The organism is Streptomyces sp. NPDC060184 (assembly GCF_042728795.1).
Lineage (GTDB): Bacteria > Actinomycetota > Actinomycetes > Streptomycetales > Streptomycetaceae > Streptomyces.
The window spans coordinates 1-20,272 of record NZ_JBHWYX010000079.1 but is presented as its reverse complement, the minus strand read 5'-3'; the positions used below and the strand labels follow the sequence as shown (position 1 = coordinate 20,272).

The 20,272-nt window shown below is 71.4% G+C and carries 20 protein-coding genes; 11 read left to right on the top strand and 9 right to left on the bottom strand.

Features of this window, described 5'->3' with window-relative positions; all coding sequences use genetic code 11:
- A partial coding sequence (locus tag ACFWEE_RS31825) for an ATP-binding protein (protein ID WP_386894583.1) occupies positions 1-2,123 on the bottom strand: 2,123 nt, incomplete at its 3' end.
- 663 nt (positions 2,124-2,786) lie between these two features.
- Here ACFWEE_RS31825 and ACFWEE_RS31820 point away from each other — a divergent pair.
- From ACFWEE_RS31820 to ACFWEE_RS31800, 5 genes are all read left to right on the top strand, one after another.
- Positions 2,787-3,131, top strand: coding sequence for a WhiB family transcriptional regulator (locus ACFWEE_RS31820; protein ID WP_386894577.1), 345 nt, complete (start codon positions 2,787-2,789; stop codon positions 3,129-3,131).
- 326 nt (positions 3,132-3,457) lie between these two features.
- Complete coding sequence (locus ACFWEE_RS31815) at positions 3,458-4,429, top strand: 2-hydroxyacid dehydrogenase (protein WP_386894575.1); 972 nt, start codon at positions 3,458-3,460, stop codon at positions 4,427-4,429.
- 159 nt (positions 4,430-4,588) lie between these two features.
- Positions 4,589-5,500, top strand: a complete 912-nt coding sequence (locus ACFWEE_RS31810; RefSeq protein WP_386894573.1) for a hypothetical protein — start codon at positions 4,589-4,591, stop codon at positions 5,498-5,500.
- 127 nt (positions 5,501-5,627) lie between these two features.
- Positions 5,628-6,278: an HAD-IA family hydrolase gene (locus ACFWEE_RS31805; protein ID WP_386894571.1), complete on the top strand. Its 651-nt coding sequence runs from the start codon at positions 5,628-5,630 to the stop codon at positions 6,276-6,278.
- A 10-nt stretch (positions 6,279-6,288) separates the two neighbouring features.
- Entirely contained in the window at positions 6,289-7,206 is a 918-nt protein-coding gene (locus ACFWEE_RS31800; protein ID WP_386894569.1) for a TIGR03619 family F420-dependent LLM class oxidoreductase, read from the top strand.
- 94 nt (positions 7,207-7,300) lie between these two features.
- Here ACFWEE_RS31800 and ACFWEE_RS31795 read toward each other — a convergent pair whose 3' ends face one another.
- Complete coding sequence (locus ACFWEE_RS31795; RefSeq protein WP_386894581.1) at positions 7,301-7,789, bottom strand: TetR/AcrR family transcriptional regulator; 489 nt, start codon at positions 7,787-7,789, stop codon at positions 7,301-7,303.
- Positions 7,790-8,081: 292 nt separating this feature from the next.
- Here ACFWEE_RS31795 and ACFWEE_RS31790 point away from each other — a divergent pair, with 292 nt between their 5' ends.
- Positions 8,082-9,566: an MDR family MFS transporter gene (locus ACFWEE_RS31790; RefSeq protein ID WP_386894567.1), complete on the top strand. Its 1,485-nt coding sequence runs from the start codon at positions 8,082-8,084 to the stop codon at positions 9,564-9,566.
- A gap of 81 nt (positions 9,567-9,647) precedes the next feature.
- On the opposite strand, the gene ACFWEE_RS31785 is transcribed toward ACFWEE_RS31790, so the two are convergent.
- A complete protein-coding gene (locus ACFWEE_RS31785; protein WP_386894565.1) occupies positions 9,648-10,139 on the bottom strand; it encodes an SRPBCC family protein in 492 nt (163 codons plus the stop codon).
- A gap of 361 nt (positions 10,140-10,500) precedes the next feature.
- Between ACFWEE_RS31785 and ACFWEE_RS31780 the strand changes: the two genes are divergently transcribed.
- The 3 genes from ACFWEE_RS31780 (at position 10,501) to ACFWEE_RS31770 (ending at position 13,895) form a co-directional block, all read left to right on the top strand.
- A complete protein-coding gene (locus ACFWEE_RS31780; protein ID WP_386894563.1) occupies positions 10,501-11,895 on the top strand; it encodes an FAD-binding protein in 1,395 nt (464 codons plus the stop codon).
- Positions 11,896-12,176: 281 nt separating this feature from the next.
- Positions 12,177-12,824, top strand: a complete 648-nt coding sequence (locus ACFWEE_RS31775) for a peptide deformylase (protein ID WP_386894561.1) — start codon at positions 12,177-12,179, stop codon at positions 12,822-12,824.
- Positions 12,825-12,968: 144 nt separating this feature from the next.
- Positions 12,969-13,895 carry a Bax inhibitor-1/YccA family protein gene (locus ACFWEE_RS31770; protein ID WP_386894559.1) on the top strand — a complete coding sequence of 309 codons (927 nt, stop codon included), beginning with the start codon at positions 12,969-12,971 and terminating at the stop codon, positions 13,893-13,895.
- Between the two features lie 24 nt (positions 13,896-13,919).
- Here the strand turns inward: ACFWEE_RS31770 and ACFWEE_RS31765 are convergent, their stop codons facing one another.
- Entirely contained in the window at positions 13,920-14,651 is a 732-nt protein-coding gene (locus ACFWEE_RS31765; RefSeq protein WP_386894557.1) for a hypothetical protein, read from the bottom strand.
- Positions 14,648-15,238: a TetR/AcrR family transcriptional regulator gene (locus ACFWEE_RS31760; protein ID WP_386894555.1), complete on the bottom strand. Its 591-nt coding sequence runs from the start codon at positions 15,236-15,238 to the stop codon at positions 14,648-14,650. The genes ACFWEE_RS31765 and ACFWEE_RS31760 overlap by 4 nt, the downstream gene beginning before the upstream one ends.
- Positions 15,239-15,494: 256 nt before the next feature.
- Here ACFWEE_RS31760 and ACFWEE_RS31755 point away from each other — a divergent pair, with 256 nt between their 5' ends.
- On the top strand, positions 15,495-15,881 hold the full coding sequence (locus ACFWEE_RS31755) for a hypothetical protein (RefSeq protein ID WP_386894553.1): 387 nt from the start codon (positions 15,495-15,497) through the stop codon (positions 15,879-15,881).
- 235 nt (positions 15,882-16,116) lie between these two features.
- Positions 16,117-16,476 carry a hypothetical protein gene (locus ACFWEE_RS31750; protein ID WP_386894551.1) on the top strand — a complete coding sequence of 120 codons (360 nt, stop codon included), beginning with the start codon at positions 16,117-16,119 and terminating at the stop codon, positions 16,474-16,476.
- A gap of 273 nt (positions 16,477-16,749) precedes the next feature.
- Here the strand turns inward: ACFWEE_RS31750 and ACFWEE_RS31745 are convergent, their stop codons facing one another.
- The 4 genes from ACFWEE_RS31745 to ACFWEE_RS31730 all read right to left on the bottom strand — a co-directional run.
- On the bottom strand, positions 16,750-17,601 hold the full coding sequence (locus ACFWEE_RS31745; protein WP_386894549.1) for an alpha/beta fold hydrolase: 852 nt from the start codon (positions 17,599-17,601) through the stop codon (positions 16,750-16,752).
- A 254-nt stretch (positions 17,602-17,855) separates the two neighbouring features.
- Entirely contained in the window at positions 17,856-18,629 is a 774-nt protein-coding gene (locus ACFWEE_RS31740) for a creatininase family protein (protein WP_386894547.1), read from the bottom strand.
- Positions 18,630-18,694: 65 nt separating this feature from the next.
- Complete coding sequence (locus tag ACFWEE_RS31735) at positions 18,695-19,774, bottom strand: alpha/beta fold hydrolase (RefSeq protein WP_386894545.1); 1,080 nt, start codon at positions 19,772-19,774, stop codon at positions 18,695-18,697.
- Between the two features lie 374 nt (positions 19,775-20,148).
- The coding region (locus ACFWEE_RS31730; RefSeq protein ID WP_386894579.1) for a LuxR C-terminal-related transcriptional regulator at positions 20,149-20,272 on the bottom strand (124 nt) is incomplete at its 5' end.

The following is a 20,272-nucleotide window of genomic DNA, read 5'->3' as shown; positions in this document are numbered from 1 at the left end:
TGGGTGTAGGGGTGGAAGGTGCCGGGGGGTGTGATGCCGATGGCGTGGAGGTAGGCGGATTCGTAGTCGCCTTCGGCGAGGGCGGCGGTGGTGCCGATGGCGTCGGCGATCTGGGTGAGGAAGCCGACCCCGCGGGGACGGGCCCAGGTGTCGACGGCTGCCTGCAACTCACGCGCCCGCTCGACCTGTCCCCGCAACGCCGCCAACAACCCCAGATAGGCACGTGTGTGATACGTGAACAGCTCGTGCCGGTGCAGGATCGTCAATTCGAGACAACGTTGCCCGGTGCGTTCCGCCTCGGCCCACTCACCGACCGTGATCTGGTCCAGCATGATCAGGTGCAGCATCGTCATGGCGTCGGCCAGGGCTCCCGACTCGACCTCGCGGTCGACGGTCCGCTGGAGCAGCGGCCGGTACTGGCTGAGCGTGTCGACGTGATAGGCAGCGACCCCCAGGCGGGTCACGTCCCACGGCTCCAGGTCGTGCAGCCTGGCAAAGGTACGTTCGACCCGTTCGTGCACACCCGACCCGCGCAGCACGACGTCCCCCCAGGCGTCCTCGTAGATGCGTGACTGCGCGGAGACCAGGTCGCCCAGGGAGTCCAGCAGCTCGTGGGCGCGCTCCCACGAAGGCGCGTCGCTCGCGTACTGGTTGATGGCCAGCAGCAGGTCGACCAGGCGGGTGAGCATCTCGTCCGGTTCCCGCAGTCCGCTGTCGCGCAGGACCTCGACCGCGGCGAAGACCTGGTGCCGTGAGGACCGTACGTCCCCGTCCTCGAAGAGCGCGACGTAGCCCGAGGCGATCACCGAGGCCGGCGAATCGGTGGCACCCGACCCGGAGTCGGAACGGACCAACCGCTGGGCCTGGTCCAGCCGGCCGGAGTGCCCGGCGATGTACGCCGCGCTGGCCAGTCTTCGGGAGCGCTCCGTGTGGCTCTCGCTCAGTTCCGCGGCCCGGGTCAGCCAGGCCATCGCGGCCCGCGCGCCACCGCGCACGATGGCGGAGTCCGCAGCGGCCTCCAGCGTCGCGGCGACCCGCTCGTCGGGGTCGACCGCCGAGGCCGCCAGATGCGTGGCACGGCGTTCCAGGTCGTCCTCGTGCACCTGGGCGAGCACGGCGTGCGCCGCGCGCCGCTCGTTGGGTGTCGCCATCTGGACGGCCGTCGAGCGCACGAGGGGGTGGCGGAAGACGAAGTCACCGGTGAAGGGGTCGACTGCCAGCAGCCCGCAGTCCGCGGCCTCGTCGGCCTTCAGCATGCGGTAGCGCGCGCCTCCCGTGTGGCCGGTCGCCGAACCCGCCCCCACACCGTCGAGGGCTCCGCGCAGCAGCTCCGCGCGCACCTCGGCACCGAGAGACTCGATGCGGGAGCCGTACACCTGCTGCAGGCGCACCGGGAGGGAGATGCCGCTGTAGCCGAAGAGTTCCTCGGGGGTGCGGCCGGACCCGTTGCCGCGCACGTACGGCGGCAGTTCCAGGAGGGCCAGCGGGTTTCCCTGGGCTTCGTCCAGGACCAGCCGTCGGACCCGGGGGTCCAGTCCGGGGTGATGCATGTCCAGCAACTGCTCGGAAGCGGTCTCCGACAGCGTGGTCACCGCCAGCTCCGGCATGGCGGCGGTGTCGAAGGCCGAAGGCACGTCGGAGCGCAGGACGACGACGAGCTTCACCGAACTTCCGGTGAGCCGGCGCCCCACGAAGCCGCAGACTTCGGTGCTGAAGGTGTCCAGCCACTGGCCGTCGTCGAGCACCAGCAGCAGGGAGTGCTGTGACGCCGCGAGGGACAGCAGGTCGAGGACGGCGATGCCCAGCGTCATGACCGAGGGCGGTGTGCCCGCGCTCCTGCCGAAGACGGTGTCGAAGACCTTCCGGTGCACCTCGTCCAGCCGGTCGATGTACGACAGCAGCGGATAGAGGAACTGGTGCAGGCCGGCGAAAGGCAACTCCGATTCCGCCTCGACCCCCGCCGCCCGGATCACCCGATGTTTCTCGGCTGTCGCGAGCGCGGCCACGTGTTCCAGCAGGGCGCTCTTGCCCACCCCGGTGTCGCCCCGCATGACGAGCGACCGGCCACCTGCCGCCGTCACGAAGTCGGACAGAACCTCTTGCTCGCGTTCGCGGCCGACCATGGTCCCGAAGACCGAATCCACCGTCCCCCACTCCCTTTCCGGCTGAACGAGTGCCCCGGCAGGGGCACTTCGCCGTCTGTACGCACGGACCGCGCCAGACGTCAGGCGAGGGTACGTGTCCCTTCCCGTGGGCCACGGCGAGTGCCGCGTGCGCAGCTCGCCGACTCGCCTCAGGGGCGCTCGGCGGGCTGTGGCAGCCGACGGGGTTCGGCAAGGCCTCACAGGGACAGTTGGCTCGTCACGTATGCGATGTGCCGCTTCCGGACAGCGACAGTGCGGGTGACCGCCCTGCCCTTTTCGCCCCACCCCTCCGGCAGAAGACTAGATGCCCTCAGCATTCTCGTCACCCGGTATGGCCGAAAAGCTTCTTGCGCGGTGTCGAGTGGAGCAGGGTTCGGGCTGCTGCCAGATATCACACATGTGTGGTGACCTCGCTCTCCGGAGCCCTCCGGAGCCCTCCAAAGCCCTCCGGAGCCCTCCGGAGCCCTCAGGGGCCTCAGGGCCTCAGGGGCCCTTGAAGGAGCCCGCAGCCCTGCCGAGCGGAGCTCCCGGTCGAGGCGGGACCGGGCCAGGGGAGCACGTGGGTTATCGTCGTACACGTCTTGAAGACATGTATGTATGGCGGTGGCGCTCGAGAGGGGCCCGCCAGGAATCGAGGCGCCCATGGACTGGGTCGAACGAGGACCATGCCGGGCGCAGCCGGAGCGGATGTACGCCGAGGGCGCGGCACAGAACGAGGCGAAGGCCGTGTGCGCCGGCTGCCCGGTCAGGATCGACTGCCTCGCCCACGCCCTGGACCACCGCGAGGAATACGGCGTGTGGGGCGCGATGACCGGACGTGAACGCCGTGCGCTGCTGCGCCGCCGCCCCGGCGTGAGGTCCTGGGCACGGCTCTTCGCCCAGGCCCGGACCCACCAGGACACGTTGTTGATCGACATCGTCGAACGGCGGGTCGCTGATCGTAGCCCCGGCACGCGGGCGGACCGCGACGGTCGCCGGGCGGAGTGAGGGCGAGAGCCGCGCCGGTGCTTCATGCGGTGTGCCGCGCGCCGCGGAGCCCGCGGCCCGCGGTGTGCCGCGCGCCGCGGAGCCCGCGGCCGGGTGCGCGAGGCTCCGCCGACGGCGGGTCATGGCGGTGGGGACGGTTCACACGTACGAGTGGCGAGGCTCACGTGAACCGATGTCCCGACACATACGTTGATCTGGTGAGGAAACACCACACATGCCCAACTCGGGCGCTGCGCCTTCGGCCGCGGCGGGGAGGGCTGATCCGCGCGCGACCCCGGCACTCCGCTCCGGTCCGCGGCTTCGGAGCGGAAAGAAGCTGATGCACGATGAGGAACGGCAAGACCGTCTGGCTGCCGTATCGCCCGAGCCAGATCCACGGGCTACCGGACGGACTTTCCTATGCCTACTGGGACGGATCGGGCCACCTGCCCGGTGACCCCGGCGACGTCGGCTTCCTCGTGGGGCCGCCCGTGCCCGGCGCCGAACGTGTTCTGGCCGAGGTGTTGCCCCGGATGCGGCGCCTCGAAGTGCTGCAACTGCTCAGTTCCGGTCACGACCACATGACGCCGCTGCTCGGCACCCTGCCCCCAGGAACCCGGCTGGCGACCGGTCGTGGGGTGCACCGCGAGGCCACCGCCGAGCTGGCGGTCACCTTGCTGCTGGCCCTTTGCAGGGGCCTGGACCGCTTCGGGGCCGGGCAGGCGGCGGGAGAGTGGCGGCCGGAGTTCCGCTCCACCCTGGTCGGCAAGCGGGTCCTGGTCATCGGGTACGGCGCGGTCGGCTCGTCCGTCGCCGCCCGGCTCGGCGCGTTCCGTTGCGAGGCGGTGCTCGTGGCGCGCACCGCCCGTACCACTCCGGCGGGGCCGGTGTACGGGACGGAGGATCTGCCCGGACTGCTGCCCACGGCCGACGCGGTGGTGCTGTGCGCGCCGCTGACCGACCAGACCCGCGGCATGTTCGGCGCCGAGGCCTTGGCGCGGCTGAAGGACGGGGCCCTGCTCGTCAACGTCGCCCGCGGTGAACTGGTGGACACCGGGGCACTGGTCCACGAGGTGCGGGCGGGACGGCTGCGAGCGGCACTCGACGTGACGGAACCCGAACCCCTTCCGTCCGGGCACCCCCTGTGGCGGCTGCCCGGTGTGCTGATCACCCCGCACGTGGCGGCGTTCACCGACGCCTTTTCCCCGATGAGCGCGCACTTCCTCGGACAGCAACTGCGCCGGTACCGGCGGGGTGAGGAACTGGAGAACGTCGTCGTGACCACCACCCAGACCGCGTCCGGCGCCGAGGCCGCCTGAGGGCCGTCCCGCACTCCCCGACGGATGCACGACGACGTCTTCCTCACCGCGTCGGGGCTCTCGCCCGTCGCCTGTGCCCCACGCCGGCGCCCACCCGCCGGGCGGACGCGCGGTGCCGGTTCCTCGCAGGCCGACCGATCCGAACGAAAGGCCCCAGACATGACGACGCCCACACGGGAGAACCGCCCCGACGCGCCGGGACCGGACGCCTCGCTGGCGCAGGTGCTCTCCTCCTTCGAAGCCGCCGGGCATGCCGATCCGGCCCTGGCCTGGCAGAACTTCACCGGCACCTTCAACTGGGCCGCGCGGCTGGCAACCGCCGTCCCCTGCCGGGCCGTTCCGGCGCCGGTGGCCCGCGAGGAATCCGGGGGGTTCACCGTGTCCGGGATGTGGGGCCGGCCGTCGCACGCCGGACGCGGTCCGTGGCTGGCCCTGCCGCTGGCCGCGGGAGCGAACGGCGGTCCCGACCTGTTCGTGGTGCACTCCAAGGTGCTCGACAGGACCGAGCCCGGCCTCGCGGGCGGCGTGGCCGGGGCCGTCTTCCGTCTGGACTCCACCCATGTGCCGGCGGGCTTCGCCACCCGCACGGCGGCCGTACCGCTCTTGGCCGAGGACGCCCCCTTCCTCTGGACGGCGACCGCCGCCCTGGCTCTGGGCGCGGCTCGTCGGACGGCCGACGTCCTGGCCGCCACGGTGGGGTACGGAGCCGTCCCCGCCCCGGGGGGACCGACGGCTTCCGCGGTGGTGGCGGCCGAATCCGCCGCCGTGCTCCACGGCGCGCGGATGGATCTCGCGTCAGTTCTGCACGGCGTCCCGACGGCGCGCCAGGGCCTGTCGGCAGCCGCCGGGAAGCGACTCTTCGAGTGTGTCGGACGGGCCGCGAACGCCGCCCACCACGTGGTGGCGTCCGTGTACGGACAGGCGTTGACGTCGCCGGGCGCGAACCGTGACCGGCAGGCTCTGGCCGACCTGATCGAGGCGAGCGCACCGATCCTCCAGCAGGTGCGGTACTCCCGGGATCTGCTGCCGCCCCGCCGTCGGCAGCCCGGCCACGAAGAGGTCGCACGATGACGAGAACCCCGTCGCCCCCGGGACCGGGGTACCGCGATTCCCGACTTCACACATGTGCCCCGTTCCTCGATGCCATGTGCGGCCACCTGGTGTCGGTCCCGTTCCTGCGAGGTTCTAGGGTGTGTGTATGACTCAGCACCGCAAGGGCCTCGTCCTCGACTTCGGTGGTGTGCTGACGACGCCTCTGCTGCCGGCCGCGCTCGCCTTCGAGAAGCGTGAAGGGCTGGCCGAGGGGGCGCTGCTCACCGACGTGTATCTGAACCCCGAGGGGGTCCGGATCACCAACGAGCTGGAGTGCGGCACACTCACCCAGACGCAGTGGAACGAAGTGGCGGGCCGGCTTCTCGGCGTCGCACCGGACAACCTGATGGGCCGCATCTTCGCGGATCTGTCTCCCGAGCCCTCGGTGATCGCGGCGGCTGCCGCCGCGCGCCGTGCCGGAATACCGGTCGGCATTCTCTCGAACTCGGTGGGCCCGAGCCCCTGGAACCTGTACGGGGGATACGCCGTCGACGAGCTCTACGACGCCGTGGTGCTGTCCGAGACCCACGGAATCCGCAAGCCCGAACCGGCGATCTTCCACCTCGTCCTGGAGGAACTCGGACTCAGGGCCGAGGAGTGCGTGTTCGTGGACGACACCGAGCAGCACTTGCGGCCTGCCGAGGCCCTCGGGTTCGCCACCGTCCACGCCGTGGAGCCCGCGCGCACCGTGGCAGCCCTGGAAGAACTACTCGGAATCCCGCTCACCGACGAGCACCGGGACCGGGTCACCCCGTGAGGAGACACCTATGAGACTGGGCCTGGCCCTGCCGACCTTCGGCCCCGACGCCCGGCCGGAAGGCATCCTGCGGGTGAGCCGTACCGCGGAGGAGATGGGGTACGACTCGCTGTGGACCGGTGACCGGGTCCTCGCCCCCCTGGTACCCGGCGCGCCCTACCCGAGCGCCGACGGGGTGATGCCCCGGGTGTACGAGAACCACATGGACCCGCTGGTGGCCCTGACCTTCGCCGCGTCCCACACGACCCGCGTCCGTCTGGGCACCAGCACGCTGAACGGGCTGTGGCAGCCGCCGATCATGCTCGCCAGGTCACTGACCACACTCGACGTCCTCAGCGGAGGACGGCTCAGCGTGGGCCTGGGCCTCGGCTGGATGCCCGACGAGTACGCCGCGGTCTCCGTGCCCTGGAAGGGACGGGGCGCCCGGCTCGACGAGACGCTCGACGTGCTGCGGGAGTACTGGACCAGCGACGTCTTCTCGCACGAGGGGCCCCTGTTCACCATTCCGGAGACCGTCGTGGGTCTCAAGCCGGGGCAGCGGCCGGGTCCGCCCGTGCTGCTCGCCGCGTTCACACCCAGCGGGCTGCGCCGGATCGGACGGCGGCTCGACGGGTGGCTGCCCGTGGCGATGCCACTGCCCGCGCTGATGGGCATGTGGGACGTCATCCGCAAGGCCGCAGTGGAAGCGGAGCGCGACCCCGCCGCCCTGCACATGGCGCTGCGCGTCAACCCCGAGCTGACCGACAGCAGGACCGACCCGGAGCGGATGCCCTGGGCGGGCACCATCGACCAGTACATCGACTACGCGCGTGCCGCCGCCGAAGCCGGAGTGCACGAGCTGTTCGTCGACTTCGGGCAGACGCCCGCCACCCTCGCCGAACGTATCGACCTCGCCGGGCGTTTCATCGAGGGGGTACGCCGGGGCTGAGCGCGGAACGCGCCCCCGGCGAAACCCTCGGGACCGCCCTTACCGGAAGCCCCCGGGAGCCCACACCTCGTGGGCTCCCGGGGGCTTTGCCGTGTCAGGAGGTGCCGAGGCCGCGCAGCAGCGTGTCGACCACGACGTCCGCGGCCTGCCCCGGGTTCAGCTCGGGCAGTTGGCGCGCCACCAGATGCATCAGCTGGGGCAGCAGCGCGCCCGCCCACCCCGGCGGCAGGTCCGGGCGCAGGACTCCCTCGTCGGTGGCGCGGGCGAGGAAGGTGTCGACCTCCCGGACGGAGGCGTCCCGGCGGGCACGGGCGTCGTCCTCCGCCAGCATGCGGCCGAGGTCGACGGGCCAGGTCCGGTTGACCACGATGATGTTCTCGACGTAGCGGTGCAGGGCGACCGCGACCGGCGCTTCGCGCAGCCGGGCGTCCGCGATGGCCCGTTCGACGGCCGAGAGGCGGGCTTCGTAGACGGCGGCGAGGAGATCCTCGCGGGAGGCGAAGCGCCGGTAGACGGTGCGCCGGTCCACGCCCGCCTCGGCGGCGATGCCCGCGATGCTCGCGCCGGGATCGGCGGCGAGCATGCGCGCTCCCGTGGTCAGGACGAGTTCCAGATTGCGTGCTGCGTCGGCTCTCACCCCGTCGAGTCTAGCGGCGATCTGTGCAACCTGAGACATCTAGTGCTCCTTCAGCGTGGACGACATCCAATTAAGTGCTACATTGAAGTGACAGATAGCCCAGCGAGTGTCATTCGGCTGTGGCCTCATCGTCGTCCCACGGCGAGCACGACCGTTCTCGCCGTCCTAGCAGAGAAGCGAGTTTCCGATGCCGAAGACAGAATCCGCGTCACCGAAAGCGGGTGGTGTCGCCGCTGCGATGAGTGCTCTGGTCCTCGCGGTCCTCCTCGCCGCCCTGGACCAGACGATCGTCTCGACCGCGCTGCCCCGCATCGCGGAGGACCTCGACGGGTTCGACGACATCGCCTGGGTCAGCGCGGCGTACCTGCTGGCCTCGACGGCGGTCACCCCGCTGTGGGGCAAGCTCGGCGACATGTTCGGCCGCAAGCGGCTGTATCTGACCTCGACCACGGTCTTCCTGGCCGCGTCGGTGGCCTGCGGCCTGGCCCGGAACCTGCCCGAACTGATCGGCGCCCGAGTACTGCAGGGTGTGGGCGGCGGCGGCATGATCGTGCTGACCTTCGCGCTGGTCGGCGACATCGTCGCCCCGAGCGAGCGTGGCCGCTACCAGGGCCTGTTCGGCTCGGTCTACGGCGTCGCCAGCATCGTCGGCCCCCTGCTGGGCGGCATCTTCACCGACCAGCTCTCGTGGCGGTGGGCCTTCCTGATCAACCTGCCGGTCGGCGCCGTCGCGCTCGCTCTCGCCGCACGCTCGCTGCCCGCCGCAGCCCGTGGCGTCAGGGCACGCATCGACTACCTCGGCGCCACCCTGTTGGCCGCCATCGCCACCGGCCTCGTACTGATCACGTCGTTCGGTGAACGCTGGGGCTGGGGGTCACCGGCCATCGTCGGCCTGATCGTGGCCACCGTGGTACTCGCCGCGCTGCTGCTGCCCGTCGAGCGCCGGGCCGACGCGCCCGTCCTGCCGCCGGCGATGCTCGGCTCCCGCACCGTGGTCTTCTCTTCGCTGATCGGATTCTTCGCCAACGCCGCGATGTTCGCCGTCCTGGTCTACCTGCCGACCTACCTCCAGATCGTCCACGGCGTCTCGGCCACCCTGTCCGGTGTCCACATGCTGCCGCTCGTCGTCGGCCTCGTCGTCAGTCAGTCACTGGCCGGACGCTGGGCCGAGCACGTCGAACGGCTGCGGACGATCCTGCTCGCCGGTCTCGTCGCCAACCTCGCAGGACTGTTGCTGCTGGGCACCATCGGGGCCGCCACCGACACCTTCGTCCTGAGCCTCTACTTCCTGATCACCGGTGTCGGCATCGGCATGGTGCCCATGGTCGTGCTGACCACCGTCCAGAACAGCGTGCCCGCCGCCGACCTCGGAGCCGCCAGTGCCGTGGTCACCTTCTCCCGCTCCATCGGCGCCGCCTTCGGGGTCGCGGTCTTCGGCAGCCTCCTCAACACCGGCTTCGCCCATCGGGCCAAGGATCTCCCGACGGACGGCGGCTTCGACGCGGCTCGCCCCGACACCATCGGACACCTGCCCACCGCTCTGCGCGAGACGGCCCAGGACGCGTTCGCGCACGCCACGGCGGCCGGCTACCTGTGGATCGCCCCCACGCTCGCCGTCGGCACCTTCCTCGCCCTGTTCCTGAGGCCGGCCCGGAAAACCCGGGACACCGCGGTCACCGCCGGCCCCGCCGTCCGGGAGAAGGAGACCGCCTCGGCCCTCTGAGCCGTACCGGACGGCCCACGCGACCGGCCGGCGTCCTCCGGGGCGCCGGCCGTCGGCGTCCTCCGGAGCGCCGACAGCCCTTCAGGAACCGTTCTCCTGTGCGGGAGAGCTCTGCGAAAGCCGCCTGAGCTGCGCGAGCCACAAGGTGTTCAGGCGCTGTGCCCACAGGGGCGACAGCGCGTCCGGGGAAGCGGCTGCCGGGACGCGAACGACGTTCGCGGTCACCACGTGGGTGCCGTGGTCGGCTTCGGTGAGCAGCCAGCTCTGATGGAGTTGCACCCCGGCGCCGACGGCCGACCAGCCGAAACGGCTCGGCTGCACCCGCTCGCCCAGGAAGATCTCGAAGCGGTGCTCGTGGAACCGTACGTCGAAGGTGTGTTCCGCCTCGCCGGGGCGAGCCCCGCCGATCCCCGGAACCCACTCCGGCCAGCGCGGCACGTCGGCGAGCAGCTCGAAGGCCGTCGCGGCCGGCGCGGATACGAGGGCCTGGGCCTGACAGAACTGTTGGGCGTGCGCGGGTGAGAAACCGGACGGCCGGTGGACGTCCGGACGGTGGTCTGCGGCGTCGGGCATCCGGTCTCCCTCTCGCGGTGCCTCGCGGCCGGACACGGCCGGCGAGGGGAACCGCCCCGAGGGACCGCTCCGCCACCACTGTGTGCGGGAGCGACATGCCCGGCATAGGTCAAATGACTGGGCGGGTTACCTGTCCTGCTCCCGACCGCTCCCACGGACGGGAGCAGGACAGAGGCGAGGCCGTCCGTCACCGCGGGCCCGTCCGGCGCGGCCGTACCGCGGGTTCCGACAGGTGAAGTGAACGAAGCGGTGGTCACGGCACGTTTCCCTGGCATCGGGGAGCGCTCCCGTCCGTCCCACGTGTGACGGACGCGAACATGTCGAGGAGCGCTCCATAGGTGTGAGTGAGGTCGTGGTGCGCATGTCTAGTGATCATTTCCAGCCGGAGGACCTGGCGGCCCTGCGGGAGTCCGTGGGCGGCCCCGTACTGGAGCCGAGAGCGCAGGGGTACGAGGAAGAGTGCGCCACGTACAACCTGATCTGCGGCTTGCGGCCTGCCGTGGTCGTCGGCGCTACCAGCGCCGCGGACGTTCGCGAGGCGGTCCGGTTCGCGGTGCGCCACGGGCTGCCGGTGGCGGTGGCGTCCGCGGCCCACCAGGTCGTCTCCCCGGCCCGGGACGGACTGCTGGTCACGACGCGGCGGATGCGGCGCCTCGTCGTCGACGCGGGGGAACGCACCGTGCGGGCGGAGCCGGGCGTGCGCTGGAGCGACGTACTGCCGTGTACCGCCGAGGCGGGCCTCGCCCCGCTCGCGGGCTCGGCTCCGGAAGTCGGTGTCGTCGGGTACACCCTGGGCGGCGGCCAGAGCCCGCTGCTGGGCCGGAGCCTGGGATACGCCGCCGACCACGTGCGGCGGGTGGACCTGGTGACCGCGGACGGCGAACTGCGGCATGTGACCGCGCAGAGCGAACCCGACCTGTTCTGGGCGGTGCTGGGCGGCAAGGGCAACTTCGGCATCGTCACCGAGATCGAGTTCGAGGTCTTTCCCGTCTCGCGCTTCTACGGCGGCGGTATCTACTTCGCGGGCGAGCACCTGGCCCCGGTCCTGGACGCCTGGCGCGCCTGGCTGCCGACGGTGGGGGAGGACATGACCACCTCCGTGGCCATCCAGCGGCTGCCCGATCTCCCCGTGCTGCCCGAACCGCTGCGCGGTGCCTTCGTCGTCCACCTGCGCGTCGGCTACCTGGGCCCCGAGGACGAGGGCGCCGCACTCATCGCCCCCCTGCGCGCTGCCGCGCCCGCGCTGATCGACCTGGTGGGGGAGAAGCCCTTCACGGCGATCGGCGAGATCCACACGGACCCGGTGGCCCCGATGCCGTACTTCGACCGCAGCGTCTGCCTGGAGGAGTTCTCCGAGAAGACGGCGCAGGCGCTGGTGGACCTGACCGGTCCCGATTCGGGATGCACCTTGGCGAACGTGGAGATCCGGGCGCTCGGCGGCGCGTTCGACCGCGAACCCGTCGTCCCCAACGCGGTGTCCAGCCGCGGTCTGCCCTTCGTCGTCTTCGCGTTCGCGCTCGGGGCACCGGACAGGGCCGAGACCTTGCGGTCCGACCTCGCCACGGTCGTGGACGGCCTGGCGCCCTGGACGGCCGGCCGGGCGATGGTGAACTTCCTCTCGCCGGAGGAGGCGACCGACGCCGAGGGGGTGCGCGCGGCGTACGGGGCGCAGCGCTACGACCGGCTCGCCGAGGTGAAGAGGCGTTACGATCCCGCCAACGTCTTCCGGTTCAACCACAACATCGTGCCCGCCTGACAGGGGAGCCGGGTGTCCGCCGTCGTCCGGTACGACCGGCGGACGGCGGCGGGGGCCCGCGCGCCGCACGGCGGGGCGACGGCGGACGACGCCCCGGTCCGGCGCATTCCTCCGAGCCGGTCCGGCGGCCCCTCCCGTCGTCCGCGGTCCTGACGGCCCCCGGGATCCTCCCGGGGGCCACCACCGGTGTCGATGCCGACCGGCGCCCGGACCGTGCCGCCGAAGCCGCTCAAGGAGCAACCCGTGCACATGTGTGTCGTCATGACTGGCAGGCTGTCCCCATGACCACATCGACAACAACTCACCAGTCCCTGCCCGAGAGGGTCGAGGAACTTCTGGCGAGCGGCGGCCCGCTGCCGATCGTCACCGCCGGAGAGCCCGTGCTGCGGACCGTCGCCGAGCCCTACGACGGCCAGCTCGACGACGCGCTCCTGGAACGGTTCGTCCGCGCGCTGCGCGACACCATGCTGGCAGCCCCCGGAGTGGGTCTCGCCGCACCTCAGGTCGGTGTCCCGCTGAGCATCGCGGTGGTGGAGGACGCCGCCCCGGGCGCTCCGGAGTCGCTCCGGGCGCGCGGCCGGGTCCCGCTGCCTTTCCGGGTGCTGGTCAACCCCTCCTACGAGCCCGAGGGCGACGCCAGGGCGGCGTTCTTCGAAGGCTGCCTGAGCGTGCCCGGCTGGCAGGCGGTGGTGGCCCGGCACGCCCGGGTGCGGCTCCGCGGTCAGGACGAGCACGGCAGGACGGTCGACGAGGTGTTCACCGGCTGGCCCGCGCGCATCGTGCAGCACGAGACCGATCACCTGCGCGGCACCCTCTACCTCGACGTGGCCCGCACGCGGTCGCTCTCCAGCAACGAGGCCGTGGCGGAGTACTGGTCCCAGCCGACTCCCGAGGCCGCCGCCCGGGTGCTGGGCTTCGAACTGCCGTGACTGCCCGTCGGGTGCCCGCGCCCGGCCGCGCACCCGACCGTCAACTGACTGATGCGCACGCTTTGTCCGGCCGGTCAGGCTGAGGCGCGCCGGCACTTCCGGTGAGACCGAACGGCCGGGACGGGATCCCGCCTCGGCGACCGGGTGCCGGTACGTCCGACAGGGAGAAGAGGAACTGGCGTGATACCGGTCGAGCAGCGTGCGTTGAAGAGCAGCAATCCGATACTTTCCCGCCCCCAGTTCGAGCGAAGCGGCGGACAGAAGACCGCGGTCAAGGACCCGCGGGCCGAGATTCCCGTCGCCAGGAGCCGGTCCGGGACCGTACGGGGAGCGGACCGCGCTCCCGGCGGGGGAAGCGCGCCCGTGCCGGTCCTCGTCGGTGACCTGCTGACCATGGACGGGGTCCTGTCCCGCGCGGCGGCGGCTCTCGGCGTCGCGGCTCTCGCGGCTGGGCTGACGTGGACCCTGCCGCCGCTCACGACCCTCGGCGACGCCGCCTCCTACTCCGTCACGGGCGCCGCCGCGCTGATCGCCGCGACGCTGGTGGTGGTCCAGCGCCGCCGGAACCTGCCGTCCATGGCCATGACACTGGCGTTCGCGGCCTTCCAGGGCGTGTTTCTCGGCATGCTCTCCGCGACCGCCTCCCGCCCCCTCTCGCCGGGTGTCTTCGTCCAGACGGTGCTCGCGACGATGGCCGCCTGCGGCGGCGCACTCCTCGCCCACGGGCTGCGATGGATGCGGGCACACCGCCGGGCACGTGGCTGCGTCGGCGGCGGGCTGCTCGGCACGGGCCTGCTCGCCTTCGCGGACTGGCTGCTGTTCCCGCTCACCGGTGCGGACACCCTGGGCCTCGCCCCGTTCGGCCTCGGCGTGTTCATGGGCGTCGTCGGCCTCGCCTTCGGCACGTCGTTCGCGTTCCTGCACCTGCGGCAGGTCGAGAAGGGCATCACCCACGGAACCGCCCGCGCGCACGCGTGGACGGCGGCGTTCGGGCTCACGCTGACCCTGACCTGGCTCTACGTGGAGACCGCGCGGCTGCTCACCCTCTACCAGGGCGACGACTACTGCTGAGAGCGGACCCGCCGGCCGGACGGATCAGGCTGCCTCGATCAGGACCGTGGCGAGAAGCCCGGCGGTGTAGGCGACACCGTAGTAACGCAGCATCGGCTGCCGGGGCGAGCGCAGCAGCAGGAACAGGGCCACGACGGCCGTGGCGCCGATCACGAGGGTGTCGAACCCCGCTTTCTCGAAGGCCAGGTTGGCCGTGATACCCGCACCGATGAACAGGGCGTTCACCACGAGCAGGACGTTGTCCCACGGGCGCGGCGCCCGGTCGGTGGGGAAGAGGAGCTGGGTGAGCATGATCGTGACGTTGAGGACCGTGAACCCGCAGAGAAAGACGATGTCGGAGAAGACGTCGTCGTTGAAGGCGATCACCCGGCAGACCTCGGGCAGGCTCTCGGCGCAGAACCGTCCGTGCAGATAGTTGGTGATCTCGTGGTCGCCGAGGCTCAACGCGTAGAGGTACGCGCCCAGGGTGAACACGGCCCCGAGGCCGAGTACCGCACGCGGTCGGACCCGGTGCCGGGAACCGGTCACCAGGTGGGCGGCGACCAGGTAGTACAGCAGGACCGTGCACAGCCCGAGCAGCATGTTGTCGACTTCCACCAGGCGCAGGAAGCCGTTGTCCGCGACGGGGGCGAGCACACCGTCCGCCTTGCGGTTGACCGAGATCAGCACCACGACCAGCGAGTCGAGGGTGAGCAGCACGTGCAGCCTGCCGTGGGCCGGGCGGATCACCCGCGCGGGCAGACCGGGCGTCTTCACCGTGGCTGCCGGGCCGCCGCCGGGGCAGGGACAGAGCGCACCGCGGCGGGAGTGCACAGGCCCCGCATCAGCACCTCGAAGAGCCGTGCCGCCCGCGCGCGCGGTTCGGCCTTCGGCTCCACGTGCCACAAGGGACCGAGCAGCAACAGCACGTCCTCCGCGGTGGCGCCGGACACGATGGTTCCGGCCGCCTCGTTCGCCGCGATCAACGCGGACAAGGCGTCCAGCAGGGGCCGGTACGCCTCCCGGCACCGCGCCGTCAGCGGACTGTGGACCCCGCCCATCGTGTCGGCGAACTCCGGCGCGCACCTGCCGACTCCCAGCAGGCGTTCCAGCCACGCCCGCAGCGCCTCCTGCGGGCTCAGGGCGTCCAGCAGCGCGGGCACAGCGGTGACCAGGTCCCCCACTTCCCCGCTGTACACCTGGAGCACCAGGAACTCACGGCTCGGAAAGTGACGGTAGAGCGTTCCCTTGCCGACGCCCGCCCTGTGCGCGATGGACTTGAGCGAGGTGTCACCGGGGCCGTTGAGCACCTCCGTCGCGACTTCGAGGATGCGCAGCCGGTTGGAGCGCGCGTCGGACCTCATCGATGCTCGGCCTCTCTCGTGGGCGGCGTCGTGGGCCAGGGGCTGATGGCTGACACACACCTTGCCGTGTTTCTTCTCCCATGCCCGCACGACACCCCGCGGCATGAGCCGGTGACGGAAGACCCGCGAGACACATATTCTGTTACTCAAACCTACACTGCCCCACGCCCGGCGCCGACATGCGTTCTGGACGCCCGCACAGGGCGGAACAGGTGAAATGAACACACACCACTCCGAGGAGAGGTCTCGCACACCCATGTCACACATCCCGCCCTCACCCGTCGTTGTCCGGGAACCCGCCACGCTCGCGGTGGAACGGCTCACCGACCTGCTCGACACCCTCACCGCCGATCTCGACGAGGGCCGCTGGGGGCCGGGGCCGCTTGAACGAGCCATGGCGTCCCGCCTCCTGGTGGCCTGCGCCGAGGACGGTCGGGTCACGTCGAAGCGCCTGCGCGAGACGGCGTGGGAGGGAAGCCTCACCCTGACGCACGCCGGCGGCGGACGCCTGTCCCGGCTCCTCGCCCGGCTCGACGAGGTGACCACCCACGCGGAGCCGTACGCGGGACCGCCGCTCGATGCCGCCTTGCGGGTGCTGGAGCGTGTGCGGGGGAGCGAGGGCACGGGGGACGACCGGTCCTGACGGGCCGTCGCTCCCTGCCGCAGTCAGATGACGGATGTGGCCGGCACGGCGCCTCCGGAAGACTGGACGGTACGAAGCGCGCGGACCGCGCACGGAGGGAGAGAACGTGACGAGCCATCACAGGTGCGGCGGACACTGCCGGGGCCGTTCGCCGGCCGGGCCGGCGTCGTCGGGACGGCGTTCCAGGAGAACCCGTACGGGCGGCCCCGTCCTCACCCTGGTACGGAACCCCGAGGTGTCCGGGCCGCCCGTCCAGCTCTCCGCCCTGACCGAGGTTCCCATGCCGGCCGACGCCCGCGGCGCGCTCGTCACGCCGACGGGCGGCGGGCTCATGGCCGCCTGGATGCCGCTGGACGGCCCCGCGCGCGTTCCGCCGGGGCGGGTCCTGCTGTCCTGGGTGCCCACGAGCGACGGCCTCGTGGACGTCAGGGCCCACCTCGGCCTCGCCCACGGCCACGTGCTGCTCGCCGTCTGGCCCGGTCTGTCCGGCGAGTGGTCCCGCGTGGTCCGTCCCACCGTCACCGAGGTGACGGAACTCCACGCGGTGCTGCGTGTGGCGACGACGGCACTGGAACGCCTGGCCGACTGCCGCTGACGACGCGAATGACGGTTCCGCCGTCGCGTCCGACTCGCCGCCCCGGCCCATGGATCTGCGCGCGGGTCATGGACCTGCGCGGGTCGTGGACCGGCGGCGGTCTCCGCCGTCCGCTCGCCGTCGACGACCGCTGCCCCGGGCCGTCGGGTTCGGCCTGGGGCAGCGGTCGGGGGGAGCTCCGGGCCGGGGCGGCGGCGCGGGTACCAGGCAGGCCGACGGGATGATCCGGGGCCGGCCGTGATCCGTGGTACGGGGGTGTGGCACGGGGCGGCGTCAGCGCACCGTGGTCCGGGCCGCCTGCTCGATCACGTCCGCGACGAGCCGCGGGTGCGAGACGGCGACCGAGTGGGAGGCGGCGACCTCGGTGGTGTGGGCGTGCGCGCGCTCGGCCATGAACCGCTGGACCGTCGCGGGGATGTTGAGGTCGCGGGTGGTGATGATGTCCCAGCTGGGCTTGGTCTTCCAAGCGGCGCTGGTGGCCTTCTCCTCCAGGGCGGCCTGCGCGACGGGACGCTGTCCGGCGGCCATGAGGGCGGCCTGCCCGGCGGGGACGTCGGCGGCGAACTGGTGGCGGAACTTGTCCTGCTGGATGTACAGGTCGGTGGCGGTGGAGCCGCCCGCGACCGGGTAGGTGACCGGGTCGAGGGCGTCGGGGAGCGTGGAGCCGGGGTACTTGTTGGTCAGCTCCAGAGCGCTCTCGCCGGTGGCCGGCAGGAAAGCGGCGACGTAGACGAGGCCCTTGACCTGGGGATCGCCGGTGGCGGCCTCACTGATGACGTTGCCGCCGTAGGAGTGGCCGACGAGGATCTTCGGTCCTTCGACGTGGTCGAGGACCGTACGGAGGGCAGCCGCGTCGGAGGCGGGGCCGCGCAGCGGGTTGGCGGCGGCGACGACCGGGTAACCGTCGGCGCGCAGGGCGGAGACGACCCCGTTCCAGCTGGAGGCGTCCGCGAAGGCCCCGTGCTCCAGAACGATCGTCGGCTTGACGGAGTGTCCGCCGGCGGTGGGATTCGCAGCCCCGCTGGCGGTGCCGCTGAGGGCGAACGCCCCGAGCGCGAGTCCCGCGGTGAGCGTCGAGACCACACCCGTCACCAGCCGCTTGCGTCCGCCCTTGGTGTTTCCCACGACATGTTCCTCTCGATCATTCGACGGCCGGGACGGGTCTGCTCACGCCGACATCCGTCACCGTTCTGACTGGTGATTAATTTGACATGCGAATCGTCACCTGTCAAACCGGTGACGATTTGGCGCCGTCTCGGGCACACTCCCGATACGACTGCGGGGTGGTGACGAGGACGGGGCCGGGGAAAGGCACTCGCCTTTCCCCACCCGCGTCCTCGTCACCACCCCGCAGTGGCCGACGGCCGTACGGCCTGACGTCAGTCGCGACCGGCAGGCTTCGCCCACGGGTCGCGCACGATGATGTCGGCCAGCGCCCGGGCGCAGCCCGACAGGAGCGCCTCGCCCTTCACGGGGCTGGCCACCCGCGCGTCGCCCGCCACACCGGACTCGGTGATCCGGTCGAAGGACTGCGCCATGTACACCGGTTCGGTGGACTCGGCGGGCAGCGTGATGCGCGGACCGTGCGCCTCGGCGAGGTGCTCGGTGCGGATCAGTTCGGGGAAGGCGGCCATCATCATGGAGGTCTCCCCCTCACACGCGTGCATGAGGCCGTCCTGGGTCTCCAGCGTGTCGCGTACCGCCTGCCGTCCGGCGCCGAAGTAGCTCGCGAACGCGATCGGCGTCGCCAGCTCCGCCGTCAGCTCGGTGGTGAGCGCGTTGAGGGCGGTCATGTTCCCGCCGTGCCCGTTGACGATCAGGATGCGCGAGAAGCCCACCCGCACCATGGAACGGCAGAGGTCGCGCAGGAGGGCGTGGAGCGTGGGCAGCGAGAGCGTCAGGGTGCCGCCGAAGGGCATGTGATGCTCCGAAAGTCCCGTCGGCACCGAAGGTGCCACCACCACGCCGGTCTCCTCGGCGGCCAGCACGGCCGCCCGCCGGCACACCTCCGCGGCCAGAAGGTCGTCCACGCCGGTGGGCAGATGGGGCCCGTGCTGCTCGGTGGCCCCCACGGGCAGCAGTACCACCGCGTCCCGCGCCGCGAGGGCGCGCAGTTCTGCGGCGGTCAGACGGTTCCACTGGACTTCGCTCATGGGGCCTTCTCCTCGAAATGGCCGACGCGGGACGCACGTCACCGCGTCGGAGGTCGGCTGCGGGCTCAGAGGTGATCGACGTCGACGACGGCCTGGGCGAAGGTGGTGGGTGCTTCCTGCGGCAGGTTGTGGCCGATGTTCGCGATGGTGCGGTGCTCGTAGCGGCCCGTGAAGTGCGTGCGGTAGGCGGAGCCGTCACCGGGCGGCGTGAAGGGGTCGAGGGCGGCGTCGAGCGTGATGGTGGGGACGCCGATGGGAGGCTGGGCCGCGAGCTGCTTCTCGTAGCGGTCGAAACGCTTCTGGCCTTCGACCAGGCCGATGCGCCAGCGGTAGTTGAACAGGACGATGGAGGCGTAGTCGGGGTTCTTGAAGGCCTCGGCGGTGCGCGCGAAGACGGCGTCCGAGAAGTTCCAGTTCGGGGAGACCAGGGTCCACGTGTACCGGCACAGCGCGATGCGCTCGTCCTCGTTCTCCATGGCCTTCTTGCCGCGCTCGCTGGCGAAGTACCACTGGTACCACCAGTTGTGCTCGACGGCAGGGGCGGCCGGCTCGAGCTGCGCCTTGATGTTGGTGATGAGGTAACCGCTGGTGGAGAGGAGGGCCTTGACGCGCTCGGGCCACAGGGCGGCGATGATGTCGGCGGTGCGCGAACCCCAGTCGAAGCCCGCGAAGACGGCCTTGGGGATCTTCAGGGCGTCCATCAGCGCGATGATGTCCAGCGCGATGGCGGACTGTTCCGCCGTACGGGGGGTGTGACGGGACAGGAAGCTGGTGCTGCCGTGTCCGCGCAGGTAGGGGACGATGACCCGGTAGCCCTGGTCGGCGAGGAGCGGGGCGACGTCGACGAAGCTGTGGATGTCGTAGGGCCAGCCGTGCAGGAGGAAGACCACCGGGCCTCGTGCGGGGCCCAGTTCGGCGTAACCGACGTCGAGGACGCCCGCCTTGACCTGCTTGATCGTGGGGAACGACGTGTGCGTTCCGGGGGTGATCGTCGGCACGACGGGAATGGGCGCGGAGGTGGGCCCGGCGCCCGACGGACGCGATCCGGTGGCGGCCGAGGCGCCGCCCTGCAGACCGGCCAGCGAGACCGCCGCCGCGCCGGTGCCCAGGCCGACGGCCTTGCTGAAGGTACGCCTGTTGATCATGTGAAAACCCTCCGTCGTACGTATTTACGATGACTGGCCCCGTAGCCCGGGCCTCCGCCGCGCACCGGCGCACGGGGGCCCGGATCCGACGCGCACGTCGGACACGCCCTGGCGGGCTGCCGGCGCGACGACCCTCGCACACGGCACGTCACCTGTCAAACAGGTGACGACTAGGTGTTCGGCGGTGCCCGTCCGGTCGCTTCTCGTCGAGCGCGGAACCGGTGACACATACTTTCGCCGGTGACCAAACCAGACACATCAGTCAGATGACGGTCCGTACCCGGCGCAGACTCAGGCGTCCGGGCGCACGACATGTGCCCGGCCGGGAGTGGCGAGCTGAGTCATCCGACTGACGCGGAGCTCCTGACCCGGTCTCAGTTGCCGTGCTGGTCCTCCAGCCGGGCCAGTGCGTCGCGGAGGGCGGCGCGGGAGGTGATGCCGAGTTTGGGGAAGACGCGGTAGAGGTGGGAGCTGACGGTGCGGGGGGAGAGGTGCATG